14 protein-coding genes and 1 rRNA gene are annotated in these 24873 nt (G+C 36.9%); 8 read left to right on the top strand and 7 right to left on the bottom strand.

Annotation, left to right across the window (positions count from 1 at the left end):
- The first annotated feature begins 4 nt into the window (after window positions 1-4).
- A 5S ribosomal RNA gene (rrf, locus tag ACNQGD_RS12510) occupies window positions 5-114 on the top strand.
- Between the two features lie 414 nt (window positions 115-528).
- Here rrf and ACNQGD_RS12505 read toward each other — a convergent pair.
- Window positions 529-1755: an aminotransferase class I/II-fold pyridoxal phosphate-dependent enzyme gene (locus ACNQGD_RS12505; protein WP_417999523.1), complete on the bottom strand. Its 1227-nt coding sequence runs from the start codon at window positions 1753-1755 to the stop codon at window positions 529-531.
- A 277-nt stretch (window positions 1756-2032) separates the two neighbouring features.
- Here ACNQGD_RS12505 and ACNQGD_RS12500 point away from each other — a divergent pair, with 277 nt between their 5' ends.
- Window positions 2033-2491: an Lrp/AsnC family transcriptional regulator gene (locus ACNQGD_RS12500; RefSeq protein WP_417999522.1), complete on the top strand. Its 459-nt coding sequence runs from the start codon at window positions 2033-2035 to the stop codon at window positions 2489-2491.
- Window positions 2492-2642: 151 nt separating this feature from the next.
- Window positions 2643-4046, top strand: coding sequence for a dihydrolipoyl dehydrogenase (gene lpdA / locus ACNQGD_RS12495; RefSeq protein WP_417999521.1), 1404 nt, complete (start codon window positions 2643-2645; stop codon window positions 4044-4046).
- A gap of 96 nt (window positions 4047-4142) precedes the next feature.
- Here the strand turns inward: lpdA and ACNQGD_RS12490 are convergent, their stop codons facing one another.
- Both ACNQGD_RS12490 and ACNQGD_RS12485 read right to left on the bottom strand, forming a co-directional pair.
- Entirely contained in the window at window positions 4143-4523 is a 381-nt protein-coding gene (locus ACNQGD_RS12490; RefSeq protein ID WP_417997835.1) for a DoxX family protein, read from the bottom strand.
- Window positions 4524-4560: 37 nt separating this feature from the next.
- On the bottom strand, window positions 4561-4965 hold the full coding sequence (locus tag ACNQGD_RS12485; protein ID WP_417999520.1) for a VOC family protein: 405 nt from the start codon (window positions 4963-4965) through the stop codon (window positions 4561-4563).
- 142 nt (window positions 4966-5107) lie between these two features.
- On the opposite strand from ACNQGD_RS12485, the gene ACNQGD_RS12480 reads away from it, so the two are divergent.
- Genes ACNQGD_RS12480 through ACNQGD_RS12470 form a run of 3 tightly spaced genes read left to right on the top strand, consistent with a single transcriptional unit; the run spans window position 5108 to window position 9765 of the window.
- The gene (locus ACNQGD_RS12480) at window positions 5108-6394 is read left to right on the top strand and encodes an anthranilate synthase component I family protein (RefSeq protein ID WP_417999519.1); all 1287 of its coding nucleotides are present in this window, start codon (window positions 5108-5110) and stop codon (window positions 6392-6394) included.
- Between the two features lie 27 nt (window positions 6395-6421).
- Window positions 6422-7732, top strand: a complete 1311-nt coding sequence (gene tilS / locus ACNQGD_RS12475; protein WP_417999518.1) for a tRNA lysidine(34) synthetase TilS — start codon at window positions 6422-6424, stop codon at window positions 7730-7732.
- Window positions 7732-9765: a protein-disulfide reductase DsbD family protein gene (locus ACNQGD_RS12470; RefSeq protein WP_417999517.1), complete on the top strand. Its 2034-nt coding sequence runs from the start codon at window positions 7732-7734 to the stop codon at window positions 9763-9765. Before tilS ends, ACNQGD_RS12470 begins: the two co-directional genes overlap by 1 nt.
- A 166-nt stretch (window positions 9766-9931) precedes the next feature.
- Here the strand turns inward: ACNQGD_RS12470 and ACNQGD_RS12465 are convergent, their stop codons facing one another.
- The 4 genes from ACNQGD_RS12465 to ACNQGD_RS12450 are packed head-to-tail and all read right to left on the bottom strand — an operon-like array spanning window position 9932 to window position 13741.
- Window positions 9932-11005, bottom strand: coding sequence for an alanine/ornithine racemase family PLP-dependent enzyme (locus tag ACNQGD_RS12465; protein WP_417999516.1), 1074 nt, complete (start codon window positions 11003-11005; stop codon window positions 9932-9934).
- On the bottom strand, window positions 11005-12156 hold the full coding sequence (gene alr / locus ACNQGD_RS12460; protein WP_417999515.1) for an alanine racemase: 1152 nt from the start codon (window positions 12154-12156) through the stop codon (window positions 11005-11007). Before alr ends, ACNQGD_RS12465 begins: the two co-directional genes overlap by 1 nt.
- On the bottom strand, window positions 12146-13300 hold the full coding sequence (locus ACNQGD_RS12455) for an amidohydrolase (RefSeq protein ID WP_417999514.1): 1155 nt from the start codon (window positions 13298-13300) through the stop codon (window positions 12146-12148). The genes alr and ACNQGD_RS12455 overlap by 11 nt, the downstream gene beginning before the upstream one ends.
- A 6-nt stretch (window positions 13301-13306) precedes the next feature.
- Entirely contained in the window at window positions 13307-13741 is a 435-nt protein-coding gene (locus ACNQGD_RS12450; RefSeq protein ID WP_417999513.1) for a GNAT family N-acetyltransferase, read from the bottom strand.
- A 607-nt stretch (window positions 13742-14348) separates the two neighbouring features.
- Here ACNQGD_RS12450 and ACNQGD_RS12445 point away from each other — a divergent pair.
- Both ACNQGD_RS12445 and ACNQGD_RS12440 read left to right on the top strand, forming a co-directional pair.
- A complete protein-coding gene (locus ACNQGD_RS12445; RefSeq protein ID WP_417999512.1) occupies window positions 14349-16196 on the top strand; it encodes a CocE/NonD family hydrolase in 1848 nt (615 codons plus the stop codon).
- A 391-nt stretch (window positions 16197-16587) separates the two neighbouring features.
- A complete protein-coding gene (locus ACNQGD_RS12440; protein ID WP_417999511.1) occupies window positions 16588-24522 on the top strand; it encodes an MBG domain-containing protein in 7935 nt (2644 codons plus the stop codon).
- Window positions 24523-24873 lie beyond the last annotated feature (351 nt).

Below are 24873 nucleotides of genomic sequence, written 5' to 3'. Positions count from 1 at the left end.
CTCTTAAGGTGGTTATTGCGGCGGGGCTCACCTCTTCCCATCCCGAACAGAGTAGTTAAGCCCGCCTGCGCAGATGGTACTGCAGTTATGTGGGAGAGTATGTCGTCGCCTTTCTTTAAAGAAACCTATTCATTTATTTGAATAGGTTTTTTTGTTTTATAGTCTCTCCGGCTAACGCCTTTCTTTTATCTGAACTCGTTCAGATTCTTTTAAATCCTAATCATGTAGGGAATCTGGATTTTGTGGTTGATGAATATCTGTGTCTCAACTATTTTAATTGGAAATCAAGTTTATAACCATTTAATTTCTTTATTCGTATAGTATTAAATTTAAATGTATTACTGGTTGTGTGAAATTAAAAATCTCTAAAAATAATTTGAAAAGGTGTTTGTCAGATCAAAAAACAGGATAAAAAAGAATTATTTTGAATGATTTTGTGTTCTTAATCTGTTACTTATTTACTAAAAATTAAGCAACAAAAAAGCAGCAAAATATTTTGCTGCTTTTTTAAATTATGAAATAAATAAACTAATTCATCAAAACGGATTCTGGTGTTAGTATATCCAATTCCATCATACATTTTTTCATCATGTGATAGGTTCTTTCAATGTCATTATCTAAACCAATAGAAAACCGAATTAGACCATCAGTCAATCCCATTTCTATTTGTTCATCCATAGGAATCTCGCTAGAAGTTGAAGTTCCCGGAGCACTAAATAAAGTTTTATAAAATCCTAAACTCACTGCCAAATACCCTAAATTTTTGGCTTGCATCAATTCCATCAATGCATTAGCTTTTTCTAAAGTACCAACATCTAGTGTCATCATTCCACCAAAACCATATTCGGGATTAATCATAGTAGTATATAATTCATGGCTTGGGTGACTTTTCAAACCAGGATAAACCGTTTTTAGCCCGTCTTTTTCAAAACGTTCTGCAAGATACATTGCATTTTGACTGTGTTGTTTCATTCTAATATGTAGCGTACGCAAGTTTTTCATCACACTTGCCGAACGTAAACTATCCATTGTTGGTCCAAGTAACATACTGGCACCATTATTTACATTTTTTAAACTGTCAATAAATTCTTGTGAAGCACATGTTACACCTCCCACAGTATCACTGCTTCCGTTGATGTATTTCGTTAAACTATGAATCACAATATCAGCACCTAATTTTACAGGAGAAACTGATAATGGCGAAAAAGTATTATCGACTACCAATTTCAAATTATGTCTCTTAGCAATTTTTGCCAAACCGGCAATATCAGCTACTTCCAGTAAAGGATTACTCACCGTTTCACAGTACAAAGCTTTAGTTTCGGGAGTAATTGCAGCTTCTACAACGTCTAGTTTTGTGATGTCAACAAATGTAGTTTTAATACCTAATCTTGGCGTAAAATTCTTCAAGAAAGCATAGGTTCCACCGTAAATAGTTCTGCTGGAAACGATGTGATCACCTGTCCCGCACAATTGCAACAATGTAGGCGTAATCGCTCCCATTCCTGATGCTGAAACATTTGCGGTTTCCGTGCCTTCCATCGCAGCCAAGGCTTTGTCTAAGTATAAATTGCTAGGAGAAGAGTGACGTGAATATAAATAACAGCCTTCCATATTGCCTTCAAAAGTATCGAACATTGTTTTTGCCGATAAGAAAGTATAGGTTGAGGAATCTGAAATGGATGGATTCACACCACCAAATTCGCCAAAGTACTGTAAATCCTGAATGTTGTCTGCCGGATTAAAATTTTTCATAATTGTTTTTTATTGTTATTTGAAGCTATTCCTGCTATTCGCTGTATCTTTTACTTTTTAAAGAAAAAAGTAAAAGGATGTAGCTGCTATCAGGGCTATTAGATTTCGGTATGAATAAAATCTATCCAAAATAACAATGTTCTAGATTGATAATCAATCATATTGTTTAATATTAGATTTTAAAACTATTATAATTAAGTTATATAATTTAATTTTCTAAATTAGCCTCTCAAATAGGATTTATATAGATTTTATTTCAATTCAAATTTCAATAAAAATGACATTAGACAGCATTGATAAAAAACTACTTTTTTTATTACAATCCGACAGTAAAAAAACAACCAAAGAGCTTTCCTTAAAACTTAATCTTTCTGTTACTGCTGTTTACGAACGGATTAAAAAACTGGAGAGAGAAGGAATTATCGATAAATATGTCGTGTTAATCAATCGTTCGAAAGTCGAAAAAGGTTTTGTTGTTTTTTGTCACCTCAAATTGATTCAGCATACCAAAGAGTTTATTGCTACATTCGAAAATGAAGTGGTAAAACTAAAGGAAGTCCTTGAATGCCATCATGTGAGTGGTGATTATGATTATATAATTAAAATAGTAGTAAAAGATATGGAAGCGTATCGAGAATTTTTGGTTACAAAACTGACTACATTGCAACACATAGGCAGTACACACAGCACTTTTATGATTAGTGAAGTAAAAAATACGACGGTTGTTGATATTTAGAATAAAGGTGAATTTTAAGTGGTATTCAATGACAAGTAAATGTTAATTACTAAAAAATCGTAACAAAAAACCTTCGGAATTAAACTTTAAACAAAACTTAATTCCTTAATTTTGTGCAACATTTTATAAAAACACAATAAAAAAATATACTATGAGTTCATTTGACGTAGTCATTATAGGTTCTGGACCAGGCGGATATGTGTCAGCAATTCGTTGTGCACAATTAGGTTTCAAAACAGCAATTATCGAAAAATATTCCACTCTAGGAGGAACTTGCCTGAATGTAGGTTGTATTCCCTCCAAAGCATTGCTTGCTTCTTCTCATCATTACAGTGAAATTGCTCATTTTGCAGATCACGGAATTGAAGTTTCCGGAGAAGTAAAAGTGAACCTTGAAAAAATGATTGCGCGCAAACAAGCTGTTGTAGATCAAACTTCGGGTGGTGTGAAATTTTTAATGGACAAAAATAAAATTACAGTTCTGGAAGGATTGGGTTCATTTGTTGATGCTACACATGTTGCTGTTGCAAAAGCGGACGGAACTTCTGAAACTATCGAAGCTAAAAATATCATTATCGCTACAGGTTCAAAACCATCTTCTTTGCCATTTATCAAAATCGATAAAGAAAGAATCATCACTTCTACAGAGGCGTTGAAACTTAAAGAAGTACCAAAACATTTGGTAATTATCGGTGGTGGAGTAATTGGAATTGAATTAGGGCAAGTGTATTTACGATTGGGAGCGCAAGTTTCTGTTGTAGAATATTTGGACCGAATTATTCCCGGAATGGACGCTTCATTGTCAAAAGAATTGACCAAAGTATTAAAAAAACAAGGCATGAAATTCTACGTTTCACATAAAGTGAAATCAGTAGAAAGAAATGGCGAGAGCGTTGTTGTTCAAGCTGAAAATGCAAAAGGAGAAACAATTACGCTGGAAGGAGATTATTCATTAGTTTCTGTGGGACGCCGTCCGTATACTGATGGATTGAATGCTGATAAAGCAGGAGTGAAAATTTCAGATAGAGGAATGGTTGAAGTAAATGATTATTTACAAACTAACGTTCCTAATATCTATGCTATTGGAGATGTTGTTCGTGGAGCAATGTTAGCTCACAAAGCAGAAGAAGAAGGAGCCATGGTTGCTGAAATTTTAGCGGGTCAAAAACCGCATATTGATTATAACTTGATTCCGGGTGTTGTTTATACTTGGCCAGAAGTGGCTGCTGTAGGACAAACGGAGGAACAATTAAAAGCAGCGGGTGTAGATTTTAAATCAGGAAGTTTCCCTTTCAAAGCTTTAGGTCGTGCAAGAGCTGGAGGAGATTTAGACGGATTTGTAAAAATTCTTGCTGACGCAAAAACGGATGAAGTATTAGGCGTTCACATGATTGGAGCCCGTTGTGCGGATTTAATTGCTGAAGCCGTTACGGCAATGGAATTTAAGGCATCTGCTGAAGATATTTCAAGAATGTCTCATGCACATCCAACATTTGCAGAAGCGATAAAAGAAGCTGCATTAGCCGCTACTGATAACAGAGCTTTACATGTATAATTAGAGAATCTGGAATGGAGAGATAAAATCTCGTTTAAAAATAAAGAAACCCGTTCGATTGAACGGGTTTCTTTATTTTTATAGGGTGGTTACTATTTAGCCTTTAGCCACAAATAAACCTTTATAATTTTCCCAATGGCTGTAAATTAAAAACAGATTCCCTAAAAACAAGAATAGGGCAATTGGTATTCCTTGAGGAGACAAGAAAAAATTAATGAATAAAATGTTTATGGCTATGGGTAATATTAAAATATTGGCTAATGTAACATACCGTCCGGTTATAAAGGATAATCCACAAAGTAATTCCATTGATTTTGCCAAGGGGATCAAATAAGTAGACGCAACTAAGCCGACATTAAAAGCCTTAAAGTTGCCTGTAACTTCTGGTTCTGGTGCTAGTTTTAAAAAGAAGCTAACAGATGCATAAAGTAGCAAAAGCCCAATTAAAGTTCGGATAATAATAATTGCAATTTTCATAGTATATGGTTTTTAGAGGTTACACATTTGAGAATTATTATTTGGGAATAGCACTTTCATCCATATAGAAAATTTCCCATTGATGCCCGTCTAAATCGGCAAAACTATGTCCGTACATCCATCCATGATCCTGTGGCTCCATATAAATTGAACCACCGGCACTAACTGCAGTTTGAATCATTTCATCTACTTTTTCTTTGCTCTCGGCATCTATTGCAAGTAAAACTTCGGTATTTTTATGGGCATTACAAATTTCTTTTTTGGTAAAGTCTTTAAAACGTTGCTCCGTAACTAACATCGCAAAAATATTTTCTCCTATAATCATACAAGTAGCATGTTCATCAGTAAATTGTGGATTGAAAGAAAATCCAAGTGTAGTAAAAAAATCAATGGATTTTTTTAAGTCTTTAACAGCTAAATTGATGAAAATTTTTGAAGCCATAACTGGAATTATTAAATGATTAAAAGAATTCAAAAACATACCTGTAGTATCAAATTTACAAAAAAATAAGCTACTTTTTGTAAAATCAGTTATTGAAGGTTTATTTTTTGTTGTAATTTTGAATTTTAAACACCATCATTTTTTGAGAACTTCAATTTACAAGTCTATTTCTGACCCAAAACTGTTCAAACAGCAACTTTTATTTTGGTCTCAACAGTTTCGAGAAATCATTTATTTAGACAGTAATGACTATCCGCAAAACTATTCCAGTTATGATTGTGTTCTTGCCGTTGATGCATTAACTTCAATAAAAACAGATTGTCACAATGCTTTTGAGGATTTAAAACAATACCAGCAAAGCACCAAAGATTGGCTTTTTGGCTATTTATCGTATGATTTAAAAAATGATATTGAACCGTTACACTCTACCAATTTTGATGGTTTAGATTTTCCCGATTTATACTTCTTTCAACCTAAGAAACTGTTTTTGTTAAAAGGGAATCACCTGCAAATTCAATATCTTAATATGTGTGACGATGAAGTGGAGGAGGACTTTAAAGAAATTAGTGTTCAGTCTTCAGTGTTCAGTAATCAGAATTCGCAAATAACAATTCAACAACGAATCCCGAAAGAGAATTATCTTGAAAAGGTTTCTAAAATATTGGAACACATTCATCAAGGGGATATTTATGAAGCCAATTTTTGTATGGAGTTTTTTGCCGAAAATGCAAAGATTGATCCAATTGAAAAATTTATAAAACTCAACGAAATTTCTCAGCCTCCATTTGCTGTTTTTTTTAAAAACAATAAACACTTTTTACTTTCGGCTACACCGGAACGCTATTTAAAGAAAGAAGGAGAACGGCTTATTTCGCAACCAATTAAAGGAACTGCCAAACGATTTTTGGATCAAATTGAAGATGAAAAATCAAAAATACAATTGGCTTTAGACCCAAAAGAGCGCGCCGAAAATATTATGATTACGGATTTAGTGCGGAATGATTTATCTCGAACGGCACAAAAGGGATCAGTTGAAGTAGAAGAGTTATGTGGTATTTATACTTTTATGCAAGTGCATCAAATGATTTCAACTGTAACGTCAAAGTTAGATGCACAATATTCCGGTGTAGATGCCTTAAAAACTACTTTCCCGATGGGCAGTATGACCGGAGCTCCAAAGATTTCGGTGATGAAAATCATTGAACAGCAGGAAGAAACAAAACGTGGGCTGTATAGCGGTACTGTGGGATATTTTACACCAAACGGAGATTTCGATTTCAATGTGGTTATCCGAAGTATTTTATACAATCAAGAAAAAAAATACGTTTCTTTTTCAGTTGGAAGTGCGATTACGTCACAATCCATTCCTGAAAAGGAGTATGAAGAATGTTTGCTTAAAGCAAAAGCTATGCGAGAAGTTTTAAGCTAAATCAAAATGAATTAATTAAATTTGAACATGCTACAGAAATTCCAAAACCATCTGCTTCATAATTTTCAGTTCTTGAACGGAAAAAAAATCCTTCTTGCTACAAGTGGCGGTAAAGACAGTATGGTTATGGTGTATTTATTTCAGCAATTGGGGTATACAATAGCAATCGCACATTGTAATTTTCAATTGCGCGGTATGGAAAGTTTTGAAGATCAAAATTTTGTTCAGGAATATGCCGCTAAAAATGATATTCCAGTATTTATAACGCAATTTGATACCAAAGCTTTTTCTGAAGATTATAAAATATCTACCCAAGTTGCAGCCCGAGAGTTGCGTTACAACTGGTTCTATGAATTATTGGAAACGGAAAAATTCGACTATATTCTTACTGCGCATCATGCCGATGATAATCTCGAAACTTTCTTGATCAATTTGGGTCGAGGAACAGGATTAGAAGGTTTGACAGGGATTCCGGAACAGAACGAAAAAGTAGTTCGTCCACTTTTGGCCTTTAGCCAAGAAGAAATGGAAGAATATGCCGGATTAAATAACATTCAATGGCGTGAAGACAGCAGTAATGCATCGGATAAATACCTTAGAAATAAAATTCGTCATCATCTGGTTCCGATGTTAAAGGAGTTGAATCCAAATTTCCTTTCCTCGTTTAACAAAACCCAAATGTATTTGCAAGAAGCACAAGTTATGGTTGAAGATGCTTCGATTATGATTTATCAGAAAGTTGCAAAGCAAGAGGCGGATACTATTTATTTTGATTTGCAGCAATTAAAAAAATTACCCAATTACAAATCATATTTGTATCAATGGCTTAAAGAATTTGAGTTTTCGGCTTGGGATGACATTTATGATTTGGTCGAAAGCCAATCTGGGAAATACGTTTTTTCTCCGGAATACCGATTATTAAAAGACAGAGATTCTTTAATCCTAAGCCCGATAAATTTCGTAAATGAAAAGGAAGAATATTTTATTGCTGAAGATCAAAAAGAAGTTAATATTCCCTTAAATCTTACGTTTTGTAAAGTAGCGGACATTAGTATCGTTTCAAATAAAACTATCTTTGTGGACGCTGATAAATTACAATATCCATTGATTTTACGGCATTGGAACGAGGGAGATAAGTTGCAGCCTTTTGGGATGAATGGTAAATCGAAGAAAGTAAGTAAGCTTTTTAAAGATGAAAAATTATCATTGATAGATAAAGAAAATGCTTGGATTTTATGTTCGAATGATCAAATAGTTTGGATTATTGATGTTCGTCAAGATGAACGCTTTAAAGTACAAAATACAACAAAAAACATACTTAAAATACAATTAGAATAATGAAGAAACTACTATTTATACTTATTGCTTTTTTGGCTTTTGCCAATGGAGATGCTCAAATTCTTGATCCTGCAAAATGGACCACCAAAATAGAAAAAAAATCAGATACTAATTATATCCTTACTTTCAATGTTGTCATAGAAAATGATTGGCATTTGTATTCTCAATTCACTCCAGATGGCGGACCACTGCCATTGGAAATCATTTTCAAAAATCAAAAAGGAAATTTTAATTTGGTTGGCAAAGCCAAAGAGAGCAAGACCCGAACAGCTTTTAATGATATTTTTGAAGTAAACGAAACATTTTTTGAAAAGAAAGGACAAATTCAACAAGAAATCACAATTACAAATCCAAAGGTTACTAAAATTGAAGTTAATTTTAATTACCAAGTGTGTAAAGAGGTTTGTATTAATATGGAGAAGAATTTTTCGTTTGCGATTCCTGCGGCTTCAAAAACAGCACCAATAGCTACTTTAGTATCTGATTTAACTACAACAGATTCGCCTAAAGTTGACACTGCAGTTGTAAATACGGATGTGAATAAAGCACAAATTGTTACTCCTGAAAAAGTTCCGGTATTAGATTCTAAGCCTTCCAAACAAAGAGGATTATGGTCTATTTTCTTTATCGCTTTTTTATCTGGATTTGCCGCATTGCTTACGCCTTGTGTCTTCCCGATGATCCCTATGACAGTAAGTTTTTTTACAAAACAAAGTAAAACAAAAGCAAAAGGGATTAGAAATGCCATCATTTATGGAATTGCCATCATATTTATTTATGTAGTTTTAGGATTTTTAGTGACTTGGATTTTTGGTGCCGATGCACTGAATGCGTTATCAACGAATGTTTGGTTTAATATTATTTTCTTTATTTTACTAGTTACTTTTGCGGCTTCATTTTTAGGTGCTTTCGAGATCATGTTGCCTAATTCTTGGGCTAATAAAGTCGATAATCAAGCGGATAAAGGCGGAATAATTGGAATTCTCTTTATGGCTTTAGCCTTAGCGATTGTATCTTTTTCTTGTACAGGACCTATTGTGGGGACACTATTAGTCGAAGCGGCTTCTAAGGGCGGAATAGCACCAATTGTGGGGATGTTCGGATTTTCATTGGCTTTAGCCTTACCCTTTATGTTGTTTGCGATGTTTCCGGGTTGGTTGAATTCATTGCCAAAATCTGGTGGTTGGTTGAATACTGTTAAAGTGGTTTTAGGGTTTTTAGAATTGGCTTTGGCATTCAAATTTTTATCCAATGCGGATTTGGTATTGCAATTGCATTTCTTAGAAAGAGAAGTGTTCTTGGCGATTTGGATTGCTATTTTTGGAACACTGGCATTTTATTTATTCGGAAAAATTACGTTGCCGCATGATAGTCCGATGGCACATATTTCAGTAGGAAGACTGTCATTGGGATTAGTAGTTTTAGCATTTACCATCTATCTAATTCCTGGAATTTGGGGTGCACCATTAAAATTAATTTCAGGTTTTCCGCCACCAATGACGTATAGTGAAAGTCCATACGGTGTAGGGAACTCAAAAGGCGGTTCGATTGCATCAGCTCAAATTTTGCCGGAAGGCGCACATTTGGGACCACATGATCTTATTGCTTTTGATGATTATGAAAAAGGATTGGCTTATGCCAAATCAGTAAACAAACCCATTTTACTTGATTTTACCGGATTTGCTTGTGTGAATTGTAGAAAAATGGAAGATTATGTTTGGTCTGATCCCGCGATTCTTAAAATATTGCAAGACGAAGTGGTGTTGATTTCTTTGTATGTGGATGATAAAAGAGAATTGCCAAAAAGCGAACAGTATGTATCCAAAGAAACGGGTAAAGAAATCATAAGTATTGGTAACAAGTGGAGCGATTTTCAAATCACTCGATACAAAGCCAATGCGCAACCGTATTACATTGTTTTAGACACAGAAGAAAATATGTTATCTGACAAACCAGAAAGTTATAATTCAGATATCAATGCTTATAAAGGATGGTTGAAAGCAGGAATTGATCAATTTAAAAAAATAAAATAACCTATCGTCTGGTCACATAAATTTTAGCCCGAGTATTTAAACAAAATTGCACTAATTTCCACAAATCAATTGCTGGAGATTAGTGCAATTTTTATTTAGTAATAGTGGCGGAATATAATCCACAGTATTAGGGGTATTTTGCTCAAGGTGGGAAGTAATGTGAGTTTTATTCGATTATTTTTTCGATATAATCAGAATTTAAAAGATACAAAGCGCCCATATATCGTATTTGAAAAGCGACTAAATCACCAATTTTGTAGGTCTTTTTAGAATTAGAAATGTCAATAACCAGCATGTCAGAACTTGCATCTACAATAGTAATGTCAATATCGTCAGATTCGATGTATTGGGGTTGCATATCTAATAAACCGATGTCTAGAATGGCTCTCAGGGAAGTAATTCCTAAATCAGTAACCTCATTTATTGAAAAGGAATTTCCGGCAACATTCTCGCCTAATTCACCCGTTGGTGTTTTTGGCTTTTCAGTAATTTCGATAATTTCAGCATATAATTTAAAAACATCATTGTGCATTCCTTCGATGGTATTTCCTGTAAACAAATCTTTGCCAAAAAAGAGTGCTTCTCCTATTCGAAAATGACTCACAGCCATTGGTCGGGCATTTTTCAATAGTAAAGGAATCGCAACAGAGGTTCCACCAGAGACGAATGGAATACTAATGTTAAATTTTGCCTCTATTAATTGTTTATATAAACTCAATTGAATTAGTTTATCCTGGGTTGGCATTACACCACTAAGACAATTAAGATTAGTCCCAATACCTGATATTTCTATGTTAGGCATTTTTAAAATGGTACCGTAAAAGTCTATTAACTCTTCTCCCATAACGCCTTCCCGAAGATCACCCATTTCAATCATGATGATGATTTTATGCGTTTTGTTTTGTTTTACAGCTTCCTCCGAAAGTAATTGAATCGTATAGATTTCAGTGTTAAAACTAATATCGGCATAACGCACTATACTTTCAATACTTCGTTTTGCCGGGGGTTTTATATAAACGGTTTGAATTTCCGGATCCAGTGCTTTAATTTTTTTCAAATTGCTCACTCTGGAATCATGAATTTCCCGGACTCCTAAGGCGATGATTTCTTTGAGATAAATTTTATTTCCGCATAAGAGTTTTGAAACTACCCCCCATTGGATATTTCTTGATTTAAATGTTTGGTCTAAAAATTGATAATTTTCCTGTAATTTTTTTCGGTATAATTTTATAAAGGCCATTATTCTATAATTTTACGTGGAATTGCTTTAGAAATCCGAGTTAATAATTCATAATTGAGTTGATTACTGAAATCACTAAAGGAAGCGACAGAAACAGAAAGTTCTTTTTGTGTGCCGATCAGCACCACTTCGTCTTCTTTTTTTGCCATCTCAATATCAGTAATATCGACGGTCATCATGTTCATGTTTACGGAACCCACTACAACACAACGTTGTCCGTGGATAAGAACACGGCCTTGGTTACTTAAAGAACGACTGTATCCGTGGCAATATCCTATAGGTATCACTGCGATTTTCATTTTCCTTTTGGCCATAAAACTGGTTCCATATCCTATAAAATCACCAATATTTACTTTTTTAACACTCATTATTGCACTTTTCCAAGTGATAACGCGCTGCAGTGGATCTGTTTTATTCTTTTTAGAATTGAGATACGTAACAAATACTTCTGGACTGGGCCACAATCCGTATTGCATTATTCCAATGCGCACCATATCCATTCTGGTTTGCGGAAACATGATGGATGCTGCAGAACATGCTGAATGTCTAATCTCAGGCTTTAAGTCGTTTTTACAAAAAAAGGAGTATATTTCTTCAAACTTCTTGATTTGCTGCTCCACCCTGTAATAATTAGCGATACTTTCGGCTCCGGCATAATGAGTACAAAGTCCTTTGAAATTAAGATGTTGTACGTGTTTCTTTAAAAAAGCAATCACAGTATTCAGTTCATTTTTTTCAAAACCAGTTCGGTTCATTCCCGTTTCTACTTCAATATGCAAAGTTGCCTTTTTATCGAGTTTTTTAGCGGTTTTCATAGCTATCGTAAGGCGGCTTTTATCAAAAATAAAGAATTCAATATCGTTTTTTATTACCCATTCCATATCTTCATCCTGAACGAGTCCCATAACCAGAATAGTTGCTTTGTCCTGTAGTGTTGCTTTTACGACTTTAGCTTCCTGAACATCAAAAACAGAAAAATGAGTTACGCCACATTGAAATGCCATAGCCACAAACGGCTGTACTCCATGACCATAAGCATTTCCTTTTACAACAGAGGAAACCAGTACTTTTTTTCCAAAAGTATTTTTTAAAAAATTAATATTTTTTTGATACGCGGAGCGATCAAGCTCGATAAGTGAATTAGTGTGCATTTGTAATTTGTTTACTGATTTGATGAAAAATAGCTACTCCAGTTGCAATAATTTCATCTGGAAAATCATAATCAGGATTGTGTAAAGCCGGTGTGTGTATTCCTGAACCCAGTCCAAACATGGCGCCGGGATAGTGTTGTGTAAACAAGCCAAAATCTTCACCCCAAGTAAATGGTTTTTCTTTTTCAAATACTTCAAAATTATTAATTTTTGCGGCCTTTTTGATGGTCGCTACAGCTGTTTCATCATTCTCATTAGCTTCAAAACCTTGTGTCCATCGGGTTTTACACTTCAGCTGATATTCTTTTGCGATTGATTTTGCTAAATTTTCTAAAGTCACTTCGGTTTTTCTCATTTGCAAATTACTGTCACTGCGTACAGTAAAATGAATTTCTCCTGAACCAGCTGATACGCCATAGGCTTTCTTGCCTATTTTAGTATAAATGGGGGTAATCAGGCAGTAGTTCTCTTTGGTACTATCTACCTGAATATTAGCGTTGAATTGATTAATAATAGTGGCTATTGCCAAGGCAGGATTAATTCCTTTTTCGGGTTCACCTGCATGAGCGGTTTTGCCTTTTAATTGTATTATAATACTATTTACGGCACAGGTAAAAGTTTCGTTTTTTACTACAATTTGATGTATTGGAAATCCTGGTAAATTGTGTAGCGCAAATACATAATCGGGCTGAATGGAAGTAAATTTGGGATCTGATAATACTTTTTGAGCACCACAGCCATCTTCCTCAGCTGGTTGAAATAATAAAATGACAGTACCTGATTCCGGTTTGTTTTGATGCAATGCAGCAGCCAAACCACAGAGAATAGCCATGTGACCATCGTGTCCGCATTTGTGTGAAACACCATTAATTAGTGAGCGATGTTCAAAATTATTGCTTTCTTCAATTGGCAAAGCATCCAGTTCGCATCTAAATAATACTGTTTTTCCGGCTTTTTCTCCTTTGTAAATTGCGACTACGCCAGTTGTTCCTATTCCGGTAATCAATTCATCAGGAGGGTGATTTTCGAGAAAAGAAATAACGCGTTTGGCCGTTTGAATTTCTTTACCTGAAACCTCTGGATGTTTGTGTAATTCCTTTCGTAACTGCACAAGTGAATCGGTAAACTGGTTTAAATTTTCCATTTTGGACTATTTTATGAGGCGCATTTCCAAATATTTATTTGTAAAGCCTAGTTTTTCATATAGTTTTTTGGCAGGATTATCGGGTTCTACATGCAGTGCAATATTTCCTTCGGCAATCGATATTGCTTTTTGCATCAATTGTTTTCCAAACCCTTTTCCGCGTTGGCTGTTGTCCACGGCAATGTATACCAAAATATTTTCGGGAATAAAATCTTTCATCCCCGTGTTGTTTAAAATCACTACCCCTACGATTTTTTGTTCTTCGATTCCCACTAGAATATTTCCTCCTTTGGCAGGATTCATGACATAATCAATGCATTTTTGAATGTCTTCAATAGTGTCTCCATATTGTTCTAAATGAGTATTAAGGAATAGTGTTACAATTTGATTGGTATAAATGGAATCTTCTCCAGTAATAGCATTAATTTGTTTGAACTCCATTTCAAAGTATTTTAGTGTTAAATATTAGGTGCAATTAGCATATTAGTTTTTCTGAATAGAAAATCAAACAGTTTAATTTTTTCGATTATTTAAAAGCCTGTAAATGGAATTTTTCCAAAAGGCACAAGAGGCAGTAAACTGCTAAAAAGATAATTTTTTTTAGAATGATTTCTAAAATAAGGAATCTTAGTTTATGATTAAAAGTTCGTAAAATGAACTTCAATTAATCGCAACGTATTGATGAGTGTTTCGCAAATATAGGTTAATTTTATTGAAAAATTCCAATTAAAAGTCGTGAATTCTATTTTTTATCATTAAATTAATAATTTCAACACACTTTTTGTAGGCTAAAAAAAAGAAACGGTTAATCATTAAACAAGATTAATTATTAGTTTTCAAAGAAGAATTAATTTTTGTTTTTGGATTATATAGGAATAGGAAATAGGATTAAAAAAAGGAATAAACGCCTCTATTTTATCTAAAAAAGTATAAGTTGAAATTTTTAATTTTATAATAATTTGAGATTAATGTTTTAAAAAAGCAAGTGAAAGAGTACTATATTCGGACAGAATTTTTATCTTTAAAAACTATTTTAATTAAAAAATTCATGAAAAAATTACTAAGTATTTCTCTTTTTTTTATTGGTGCAATTCTTTTTGCCCAAGATAAAGTACCAAATTATGTTGCTGATAATTACACCAAAAAAGAAGTGCATATTAAAATGCGCGATGGTGCAGAGTTGTTTACTTCTATTTACACCCCAAAAGATGTTTCAAAAAAATATCCAATTATAATGCAAAGAACGCCTTATAATTCAGGGCCTTATGGAGAAAATCAGTTTAAAAAAAGTATTTCTCCAAGTGAAACCATGATGAAAGAGGGATATATTGTAGTTTATCAAGATGTTCGAGGAAGGTTCATGAGTGATGGTTTATATGACAACATGCGTGGGTTTATTCCAAATAAAAAAGGGAAGAAAGATACTGATGAGGCTTCGGATACGTATGACACGATTGACTGGCTGGTTAAAAATGTAGCAAATAATAACGGAAATGTTGGAACTTGGGGGATTTCTTACCCTGGATTTTATGCAACCTATTCTTTGTTAAGCAATCATCCTGCATTAAAAGCGGTTTCACCTCAAGCCTGTATTGCTGATTTCTTTTTTGATGATTTTCATCATAATGGCGCTTATTTGTTGAGCTATTGGAAAGTAACACCATTATTTGGACCTCAAAAAACAAAACGTACTACTGAACCGTGGTATAAATTCACGAATACAGGAACAAATGATGATTACCAATTTTTCTTGGATGCAGGACCATTATCCAATTTAGATAAGTATTATGGTAAAGAAGATGAATTTTGGCAACAGCTGAAAGACCATTCCAGTTACGATGATTTTTGGCAAAAACGTGGAATTTTACAACATTTGAAAAACATAAAACCAGCTGTAATGACAGTAGGAGGTTGGTTTGATGCCGAAGATTTATATGGGCCTTTAAACACGTATAGTACTATAGAAAAAAGTAGTAAAAATTACAATACAATCGTGATGGGACCATGGAGCCACGGCGATTGGGCTAGAAATTCTGCAAAACAAGTGATTGGGAATATTAATTTTGGAGACAGTATTTCTGGTTTTTATCAAAAAAACATTGAAGCTAATTTTTTCCGCCATTTTTTGAAAAATAATGGGAAAGGAGAAAATAAATTACCCGAAGCCTATGTTTTTGATTCAGGTGCTAAAGAATGGAAAACTTATGATTCGTGGCCTCCACAAAATACTGAAAAACAAGATTTCTTTTTACAAGACAATCGATTGACAAAAATGGCAAAAAAGAATTTTGCTTTTGAGGAATTTGTAAGTGATCCTAAAAAACCAGTTCCTTATTCAGAGGATATTAAACAACAAGGGCTTACACCAAGAAAATACATGACGGATGATCAGCGTTTTGCTGCTAGACGTCCAGATGTGCTGGTTTTTGAAACGGAAGTATTAAGTGATGATACTACGTTGGCTGGTGAAATATTGGCTAAATTGCAAGTTTCTACTACAGGAACGGATGCGGATTGGATCGTTAAAGTGGTTGATGTTTTCCCTAGTGATGAACCGGAAACAAAAGAAGTTGCTCCTTATTTAAAGATGAGTAATTACCACATGATGGTGCGCAGCGAGGTGATGAGAGGACGTTTTAGAAATAGTTTTTCAAAACCAGATCCTTTTGTTGCCAATGAGAAAACTGCAGTAAATATTAAGTTACAAGATGTTTTTCACACGTTCAAAAAAGGACATAAAATCCAGATTCAGGTTCAAAGTACATGGTTTCCATTTATTGATTTGAATCCGCAAACGTTTGTGGATAATATATTTTATGCTAAACCAGAAGATTTCAAGAAACAAACCCATAGAATTTATAATGATTCAAAAATTGAGTTTACTGTTTTAAAATAAAAATTAGTGTGAATATCAAAACTCAAAAGAGGCTGTCTGTAATAGACAGCCTCTTTTTTATTTATGGCCCTTAAGAGGTTTTGTTCAATTGGTTTTGTGAAATTTAATTCATTAAAATAGCAATTAAAAGTTATTTTTTTTTGAATTCTATTTTTTATTTCTCTTAAAAAAAGATAAAATATGTAGTTGGTAGTTTTTTTTATTCCTTTAATCGAAAATGTATTAAAAATAAGATTAATGTATTCTTAATTATATAATTTAGTATTTAAGTTTATGGAAATTAGACAATTGTAATAATTTTTTTTATTAAAAAGACTTAAAATTAATGATGATTTTATTCTGTTGGTTCTACTTATAGTATTCGTTATTTTATTATTTAAATTCAATAAATATGAAAACATTTCTACTCAAATCACATTTTCAAACCATTGTTTTTCTTGTTGCAAATTTGTTTTTTACAAGCGTTGCTCTCGGGCAGGCTACGGTCACAACGGACAAAGATGATTATGCTCCAGGCGAATACGTAATTATCACAGGAACAGGGTGGACACCGGGCGAAACTGTAACACTTCATTTTGATGAAACTCCCAAACCGGAAACATGTCTGCTTTCGCATGATTTGACCGCTGTGGCAGATTCCAACGGTACTATTTATAATAATCAATTTTTAATAAAAATCAATCATATTGGAGTAGCCTTTTTGTTAACAGCAACTGGGCAAACCTCAGGGCAGGTTGCAACAAGGAATTTTACGGATGGAAATATTAGATTGCAAACAAATTCAGGAAGTATTTCTGTTTCGGCTTATAATCACACTACACTTGCATGTGGTGGAAGTTTTGGTTCAGTAATAATTACAAGTGTTACTACTGCAAATCCGGGAGTGACAGTTGCTGCTGCCAATGGTAGTCAATCATCATTTGTTAAGGCTACTCAATTAAATAGTCTTAATCAGGTTTTTAGTTCATGGACTACAAATGAAGCTTTTACAACTCCAGATAGTAGTAAGCCATATGAAATTTGTGTCGTAGGTAAAAATGGTACTATAGATTTTACTGCAAATTATGTTACTTGTACACCACCTTCCGCTCCAACAATATCTAGTCCTATAACGTATTGCCAAGGAACAACTGCAATTCCCTTAACAGCAACAGGTAGTAATTTATTATGGTATACAGTTGCAAATGGAGGAACAGGAAGTGGTAGTGCACCGACACCATCTACCGCTTCATCTGGTACTTTAAGTTATTATGTAAGCCAAACAATAGGTTGTGAAAGTTCGAGAGCAAAAATTGATGTTGTAATAAACGGAATAAACTCTGGAGTAATAGCCAAAGGAGCAACGCAACCCGGTCCGGGCTGTGGAACATTAGATCCTGGTACTACTTCTACAACAGCTTCTAATGGTTCAGGGGTTCTAACCTATGCTTGGCAGCAAAGTACTGACGGGGGAGCAAGCTGGACAATAGTTTCTGGTGCTACATCCGATCAAAACAATCCTCCTGAATTAACAGTGACTACTTCTTTTAAGAGAATTGTAACTTCAACAGTCAATGGAGTCGCTTGTTCTGCCGAATCGAATAAATTGATTTATGTGGTTAACCCTTTGCCTACAGTCACTCCTATATCACCTGGTGGAACGACAAACGTTTGTGTGGGTTCTGCTATACAGTTAGGTAATACATCTAGTGGAGGTAGTTGGAGTAGTGCAAATAGTGCAATTGCTACAGTAAGTTCGTCAGGACTAGTTGCGGGCATCTCTGTAGGTGCTGTTTTGATCAGTTATACTGTAACTGACGCAACTAGTGGTTGCAGTAGGGCGGTGAATAAAACTGTAAATGTTCTTGCAGTACCGGCAGCACCAGTAGCTGTAAATTACACTGGAGTTTATGATGGTGCATCTCATACTGGATCAGCTATCACCAATGTCGGTGAAACTACTGACTGGTACACTGCGGCATCAGGGGGAATTATGACGAGTGCTCCAACGGGAACAAATGCTGGTATATATTCGGCTTATGCAGAAGCTAAAAATACTACTACTGGTTGTGTAAGTACAACTAGAATACCAGTGTCTGTAACAATAACTAAAAAATCCGCTTCGGTTTCACCGATTGCAAATACCAAAGTTTATGGTTCGCCGAATCCAACTTTGACGGGAGCTTTAGTTGGATTCTTAGAAGCTGATGGAGTTACTGCCGCTTACAGCAGAACTTCGGGAGAAACCGTTCTTGGAAGTCCATATACAATCAGTGCGGTTTTAAGTCCAGCGGGAGTCTTGAGCAATTATAACATCACGTACAACACGGCTGCATTTACGATCACGACAAAATCCGCCTCGGTTTCACCGATTGCAAATACCAAAGTTTATGGTTCGCCGAATCCAACTTTGACGGGAGCTTTAGTTGGGTTCCTTTCAACTGACGAAGTTACTGCCGCTTACAGCAGAACCGCTGGAGATACCGTTCTTGGAGGTCCCTACACCATCAGTGCTGTTTTAAGTCCAGCGGGAGTGTTGAGCAACTATGACATCACGTATAATACGGCTACATTTACAATCACCACAAAAGCCGCCTCGGTTTCCCCGATAGCCAATACGAAAGTTTACGGATCACCCGAACCGGTATTGACGGGAGCTTTAGTTGGGTTCCTTTCAACTGACGAAGTTACTGCCGCTTACAGCAGAACTTTGGGAGAAACCGTTCTTGGAAGTCCATATACAATAAGTGCGGTTTTAAGTCCAGCGGGAGTTTTGAGCAATTATAACATCACGTACAACACGGCTGCATTTACGATCACGACAAAATCCGCCTCGGTTTCACCGATTGCAAATACCAAAGTTTATGGTTCGCCGAATCCAACTTTGGAGGGAGCTTTAGTTGGGTTCCTTTCAACTGACGAAGTTACTGCCGCTTACAGCAGAACTTCGGGCGAAACCGTTCTTGGAGGTCCCTACACCATCAGTGCTGTTTTAAGTCCAGCGGGAGTCTTGAGCAACTATGAGATCACGTACAACACGGCTGCATTTACGATCACGACAAAATCCGCCTCGGTTTCACCGATTGCAAATAACAAAGTTTATGGTTCCTCGGATCCAACTTTGACGGGAGCTTTAGTTGGGTTCCTTTCAACTGACGGAGTTACTGCCGCTTATAGCAAAACTTCGGGAGAAACCGTTCTTGGAAGTCCCTACACCATCAGTGCTGTTTTAAGTCCAGCGGGAGTGTTGAGCAACTATGACATCACGTATAATACGGCTTTATTTACGATCACGACAAAATCCGCCTCGGTTTCCCCGATTGCCAATACGAAAGTTTACGGATCACCCGAACCGGTATTGACAGGAACTTTAGCTGGCTTCTTGACAGCAGACGTAGTTACTGCCGCTTACAGCAGAACTTCGGGCGAAACCGTTCTTGGAGGTCCCTACACCATCAGTGCGGTTCTAAGTCCAGCGGGAGTTTTGAGCAATTATAACATCACGTACAACACGGCTGCATTTACGATCACGACAAAATCCGCCTCGGTTTCACCGATGGCAAATACCAAAGTTTATGGTTCGCCGAATCCAACTTTGGAGGGAGCTTTAGTTGGGTTCCTTTCAACTGACGAAGTTACTGCCGCTTACAGCAGAACTTTGGGAGAGACCGTTCTTGGAAGTCCATATACAATAAGTGCGGTTTTAAGTCCAGCGGGAGTCTTGAGCAACTATGACATCACGTACAACACGGCTTTATTTACGATCACGACAAAATTCGCCTCGGTTTCACCGATTGCAAATACCAAAGTTTATGGTTCACCGAATCCAACTTTGGAGGGAGCTTTAGTTGGGTTCCTTTCAATTGACGAAGTTACTGCCGCTTACAGCAGAACGTCGGGCGAAACCGTTCTTGGAGGTCCCTACACCATCAGTGCTGTTTTAAGTCCAGCGGGAGTTTTGAGCAACTATGACATCACGTACAACACGGCTTTATTTACGATCACGACAAAAGCCGCCTCGGTTTCACCGATTGCAAATACCAAAGTTTATGGTTCGTTGGATTCAACTTTGACGGGAGCTTTAGTTGGATTCTTAGAAGCTGATGTAGTTACTGCCGCTTACAGCAGAACTTCGGGCGAAACCGTTCTTGGAAGTCCATATACAATAAGTGCGGTTCTAAGTCCAGCGGGAGTTTTGAGCAACTATAACATCACGTACAACACGGCTGCATTTACGATCACGACAAAATCCGCCTCGGTTTCACCGATTGCAAATACCAAAGTTTATGGTTCGCCGAATCCAACTTTGGAGGGAGCTTTAGTTGGGTTCCTTTCAACTGACGAAGTTACTGCCGCTTACAGCAGAACTTTGGGAGAGACCGTTCTTGGAAGTCCATATACAATAAGTGCGGTTTTAAGTCCAGCGGGAGTTTTGAGCAACTATGACATCACGTACAACACGGCTTTATTTACGATCACGACAAAATTCGCCTCGGTTTCACCGATTGCAAATACCAAAGTTTATGGTTCACCGAATCCAACTTTGGAGGGAGCTTTAGTTGGGTTCCTTTCAATTGACGAAGTTACTGCCGCTTACAGCAGAACGCCGGGCGAAACCGTTCTTGGAGGTCCCTACACCATCAGTGCTGTTTTAAGTCCAGCGGGAGTTTTGAGCAACTATGACATCACGTACAACACGGCTTTATTTACGATCACGACAAAATCCGCCTCGGTTTCCCCGATTGCCAATACGAAAGTTTACGGATCACCCGAACCGGTATTGACAGGAACTTTAGTTGGCTTCTTGACAGCAGACGGAGTTACGGCTTCTTACAGCAGAACTTTGGGAGAGACCGTTCTTGGAAGTCCATATACAATAAGTGCGGTTCTAAGTCCAGCGGGAGTTTTGAGCAACTATAACATCACGTACAACACGGCTGCATTTACGATCACGACAAAATCCGCATCGGTTTTCCCGATTGCAAATAACAAAGTTTATGGTTCCTCGGATCCAACTTTGACGGGAGCTTTAGTTGGGTTCCTTTCAACTGACGGAGTTACTGCCGCTTATAGCAAAACTTCGGGAGAAACCGTTCTTGGAAGTCCCTACACCATCAGTGCTGTTTTAAGTCCAGCGGGAGTGTTGAGCAACTATGACATCACGTATAATACGGCTTTATTTACGATCACGACAAAATCCGCCTCGGTTTCCCCGATTGCCAATACGAAAGTTTACGGATCACCCGAACCGGTATTGACAGGAACTTTAGCTGGCTTCTTGACAGCAGACGTAGTTACGGCTTCTTACAGCAGAACCGCTGGAGAAACCGTTCTTGGAGGTCCCTACACCATCAGTGCGGTTCTAAGTCCAGCGGGAGTTTTGAGCAACTATAACATCACGTACAACACGGCTGCATTTACGATCACGACAAAATCGGCATCGGTTTCCCCGATAGCCAATACGAAAGTTTACGGATCACCCGAACCGGTATTGACGGGAACTTTAGCTGGCTTCTTGACAGCAGACGAAGTTACTGCCGCTTACAGCAGAACTTCGGGCGAAACCGTTCTTGGAAGTCCATATACAATAAGTGCGGTTCTAAGTCCAGCGGGAGTTTTGAGCAATTATAACATCACGTACAACACGGCTGCATTTACGATCACGACAAAATCCGCCTCGGTTTCACCGATTGCAAATAACAAAGTTTATGGTTCCTCGGATCCAACTTTGACGGGAGCTTTAGTTGGGTTCCTTTCAACTGACGGAGTTACTGCCGCTTATAGCAAAACTTCGGGAGAAACCGTTCTTGGAAGTCCCTACACCATCAGTGCTGTTTTAAGTCCAGCGGGAGTGTTGAGCAACTATGACATCACGTATAATACGGCTTTATTTACGATCACGACAAAATCCGCCTCGGTTTCCCCGATTGCCAATACGAAAGTTTACGGATCACCCGAACCGGTATTGACAGGAACTTTAGCTGGCTTCTTGGGAGCTGACGGAGTTACAGCAACCTACAGCAGAACTTCGGGAGAAACCGTTCTTGGAAGTCCATATACAATAAGTGCGGTTTTAAGTCCAGCGGGAGTTTTGAGCAACTATGACATTACATACAACACGGCTGCATTTACCATCACGGCAAAAGCGGCATCGGTTTCTCCGATAGCAAATACGAAAGTTTACGGTTCACCGGAACCGATATTGACAGGAACTTTGGTTGGATTCTTGGGAGCAGACGGAGTTACAGCAACCTACAGCAGAACTGCTGGAGAAACCGTTCTTGGAAGTCCATACACGATCAGTGCTGTTTTAAGTCCAGCGGGAGTTTTGAGCAACTATGACATTACATACAACACGGCTACATTTACCATCACGGCAAAAGCGGCATCGGTTTCACCGATAGCAAATACGAAAGTTTACGGTTCACCGGAACCGGTATTGACGGGAACTTTGGTTGGATTCTTGGGAGCAGACGGAGTTACAGCAACCTACAGCAGAACTGCTGGAGAAACCGTTCTTGGAAGTCCATACACGATCAGTGCTGTTTTAAGTCCAACAGGAGTTTTGAGCAACTATGACATTACATACAACACGGCTGCATTTACCATCACGGCAAAAGCGGCATCGGTTTCTCCGATAGCAAATACGAAAGTTTACGGTTCACCGGAACCGATATTGACAGGAACTTTGGTTGGATTCTTGGGAGCTGACGCGATTACAGCAACCTACAGCAGAACTTCGGGCGCAACCGTTCTTGGAAGTCCATATACAATCAGTGCGGTTTTAAGTCCATCGGGAGTCTTGAGCAATTATAACATCACGTACAACACGGCTGCATTTACGATCACGACAAAATCAGCTTCGGTTTCACCGATGGCAAATACCAAAGTTTATGGTTCGTCGGATCCAACTTTGACGGGAGCTTTAGTTGGGTTTTTAGAAGCTGATGTAGTTACTGCCGCTTACAGCAGAACTTCGGGCGAAACCGTTCTTGGAAGTCCATACACGATAAGTGCGGTTTTAAGTCCAACGGGAGTCTTGAGCAATTATAACATCACGTATAACACGGCTGCATTTACCATTACTAAAAAGACAGCAAGTGTAACACCGTATGCAGCTAGCAAATATTGTGGTCAGATTGATCCTTTTCCTTTCACTGGATCTTTAGCTGGATTCATTATTAGTGATAATATTACAGCTGCGTTCAACAGAACAGCAGGCGAAATTGCGGGAGGGACATATACAATCAGCGCATTATTAAGTTCCAGCGGTGTTTTAGCAAATTATAACATTGATTATAAAACCGCTTTGTTCACAATAAATGGTGTAAATGTTGACGCAAGTGCTAGTAGTGCACCAGTGGCATTAGGTTCTTCAGCAATTTTAAGCGCAACAGTTACATCAACAGTATCTGGAAATCTTTCTGGAATACCAGTTGTATTCACGCTTGATAATGGGAATGGTGGAATTACAAGTTATACTGCTCAAACGAACAGTAGTGGGCTAGCAACCTTTTCTGTTGTTGGCCTTGCAACTGAGGTATATAAGATTACTGCTATAGCTGGTGCTAGTTGTGCCACAGCAAATGCATATCTTGCTGTATACGATCCAAATGGAGGATTTGTAACTGGAGGAGGATGGATTAACTCGCCGGCGGGTGCTTACACCGCCATACCGACACTTAGTGGAAAAGCTAGTTTTGGTTTCAATGCTAAATACAAAAAAGGGAGCACTGCAGTGGATGGAAATACAGAGTTTCAATTTCAAACAGGAAATTTAAACTTTTCGAGTAGCATTCACGATGCCATGTCATTAGTTATTGCTGGTGCACAAGCTATTTATAAAGGGCAAGGTACTGTAAATGGAGTATCAGGCTATAGTTTTATGGTGTCAGCAATAGATGGGGATAAGAAATCAATAGGTGTAACGGATAAATTTAGAATAAAAATTTGGAATGCATCAGGTATTGTATACGATAACCAGATTGGCTCTGCCGATAATGCCGAAGCAATAACAGCGCTTGGTGGTGGTTCAATTGTTATTCATGATGTGAGAAAAAATACAACTGCAAAAGAGATTACTGTTGCGAAAGTCCCAGAAATTGTACCATTCGCTATCACGGCATATCCAAACCCATCTACGCAATATTTTATTGTTGATATAAAAGGTGGTACTGAAGATAAAACTGAAGTAATTGTATACGATATATTAGGCAAGATGGTAAAATATATTCAAAATAGTGGTAGCCAAGAAATCAAGTTTGGAGATGAGCTTTCCGCAGGTGTGTATATTGCAATTATTAGTCAGGGCGATAAGCAAAAAACAGTGAAATTGATAAAACAGTAAAAATTATTATACTTGTAAGGTTTAAATTAACTCCATCTCAATTTTTATTGGGATGGAGTTTTTTTATGTTGTTTAGTATTTCTGAAAATGATAACAATAGTAATTGGTAGTAATAGATCATTCCATAAAACGAATTCGCACCTTATAACTACAGTGTAGAATACCAAAATTAGCTACATAAAATGATTGTTACTACATGGGTAAATTTATTATGGAAGAGATTGGGTTGCTTCTAAAGTTGGAGTCAGGAACCGTCTCAAACCCATTCAATTAATTTGAAGAGGAAAAAAAATGAAATTTATTTGTTGGGATTTAAGCAAAAAAAAACACTCTGAGACATTTCAGAGTGTT

Origin of the sequence: Flavobacterium glucosi, assembly GCF_048286535.1 — a bacterium.
GTDB lineage: Bacteria > Bacteroidota > Bacteroidia > Flavobacteriales > Flavobacteriaceae > Flavobacterium.
This window is presented reverse-complemented; position numbering and strand designations above follow the sequence as displayed.

Excerpts from the sequence above, each read along its gene's own strand:
- ACNQGD_RS12505 (WP_417999523.1), bottom strand. The coding sequence starts at position 1,755 with ATGAAAAATTTTAATCCGGCAGACAACATTCAGGATTTACAGTACTTT.
- ACNQGD_RS12500 (WP_417999522.1), top strand. The coding sequence starts at position 2,033 with ATGACATTAGACAGCATTGATAAAAAACTACTTTTTTTATTACAATCC.
- lpdA (WP_417999521.1), top strand. The coding sequence starts at position 2,643 with ATGAGTTCATTTGACGTAGTCATTATAGGTTCTGGACCAGGCGGATAT.
- ACNQGD_RS12490 (WP_417997835.1), bottom strand. The coding sequence starts at position 4,523 with ATGAAAATTGCAATTATTATTATCCGAACTTTAATTGGGCTTTTGCTA.
- ACNQGD_RS12485 (WP_417999520.1), bottom strand. The coding sequence starts at position 4,965 with ATGGCTTCAAAAATTTTCATCAATTTAGCTGTTAAAGACTTAAAAAAA.
- tilS (WP_417999518.1), top strand. The coding sequence starts at position 6,422 with ATGCTACAGAAATTCCAAAACCATCTGCTTCATAATTTTCAGTTCTTG.
- ACNQGD_RS12470 (WP_417999517.1), top strand. The coding sequence starts at position 7,732 with ATGAAGAAACTACTATTTATACTTATTGCTTTTTTGGCTTTTGCCAAT.
- ACNQGD_RS12465 (WP_417999516.1), bottom strand. The coding sequence starts at position 11,005 with ATGGCCTTTATAAAATTATACCGAAAAAAATTACAGGAAAATTATCAA.
- alr (WP_417999515.1), bottom strand. The coding sequence starts at position 12,156 with ATGCACACTAATTCACTTATCGAGCTTGATCGCTCCGCGTATCAAAAA.
- ACNQGD_RS12455 (WP_417999514.1), bottom strand. The coding sequence starts at position 13,300 with ATGGAAAATTTAAACCAGTTTACCGATTCACTTGTGCAGTTACGAAAG.
- ACNQGD_RS12450 (WP_417999513.1), bottom strand. The coding sequence starts at position 13,741 with ATGGAGTTCAAACAAATTAATGCTATTACTGGAGAAGATTCCATTTAT.
- ACNQGD_RS12445 (WP_417999512.1), top strand. The coding sequence starts at position 14,349 with ATGAAAAAATTACTAAGTATTTCTCTTTTTTTTATTGGTGCAATTCTT.
- ACNQGD_RS12440 (WP_417999511.1), top strand. The coding sequence starts at position 16,588 with ATGAAAACATTTCTACTCAAATCACATTTTCAAACCATTGTTTTTCTT.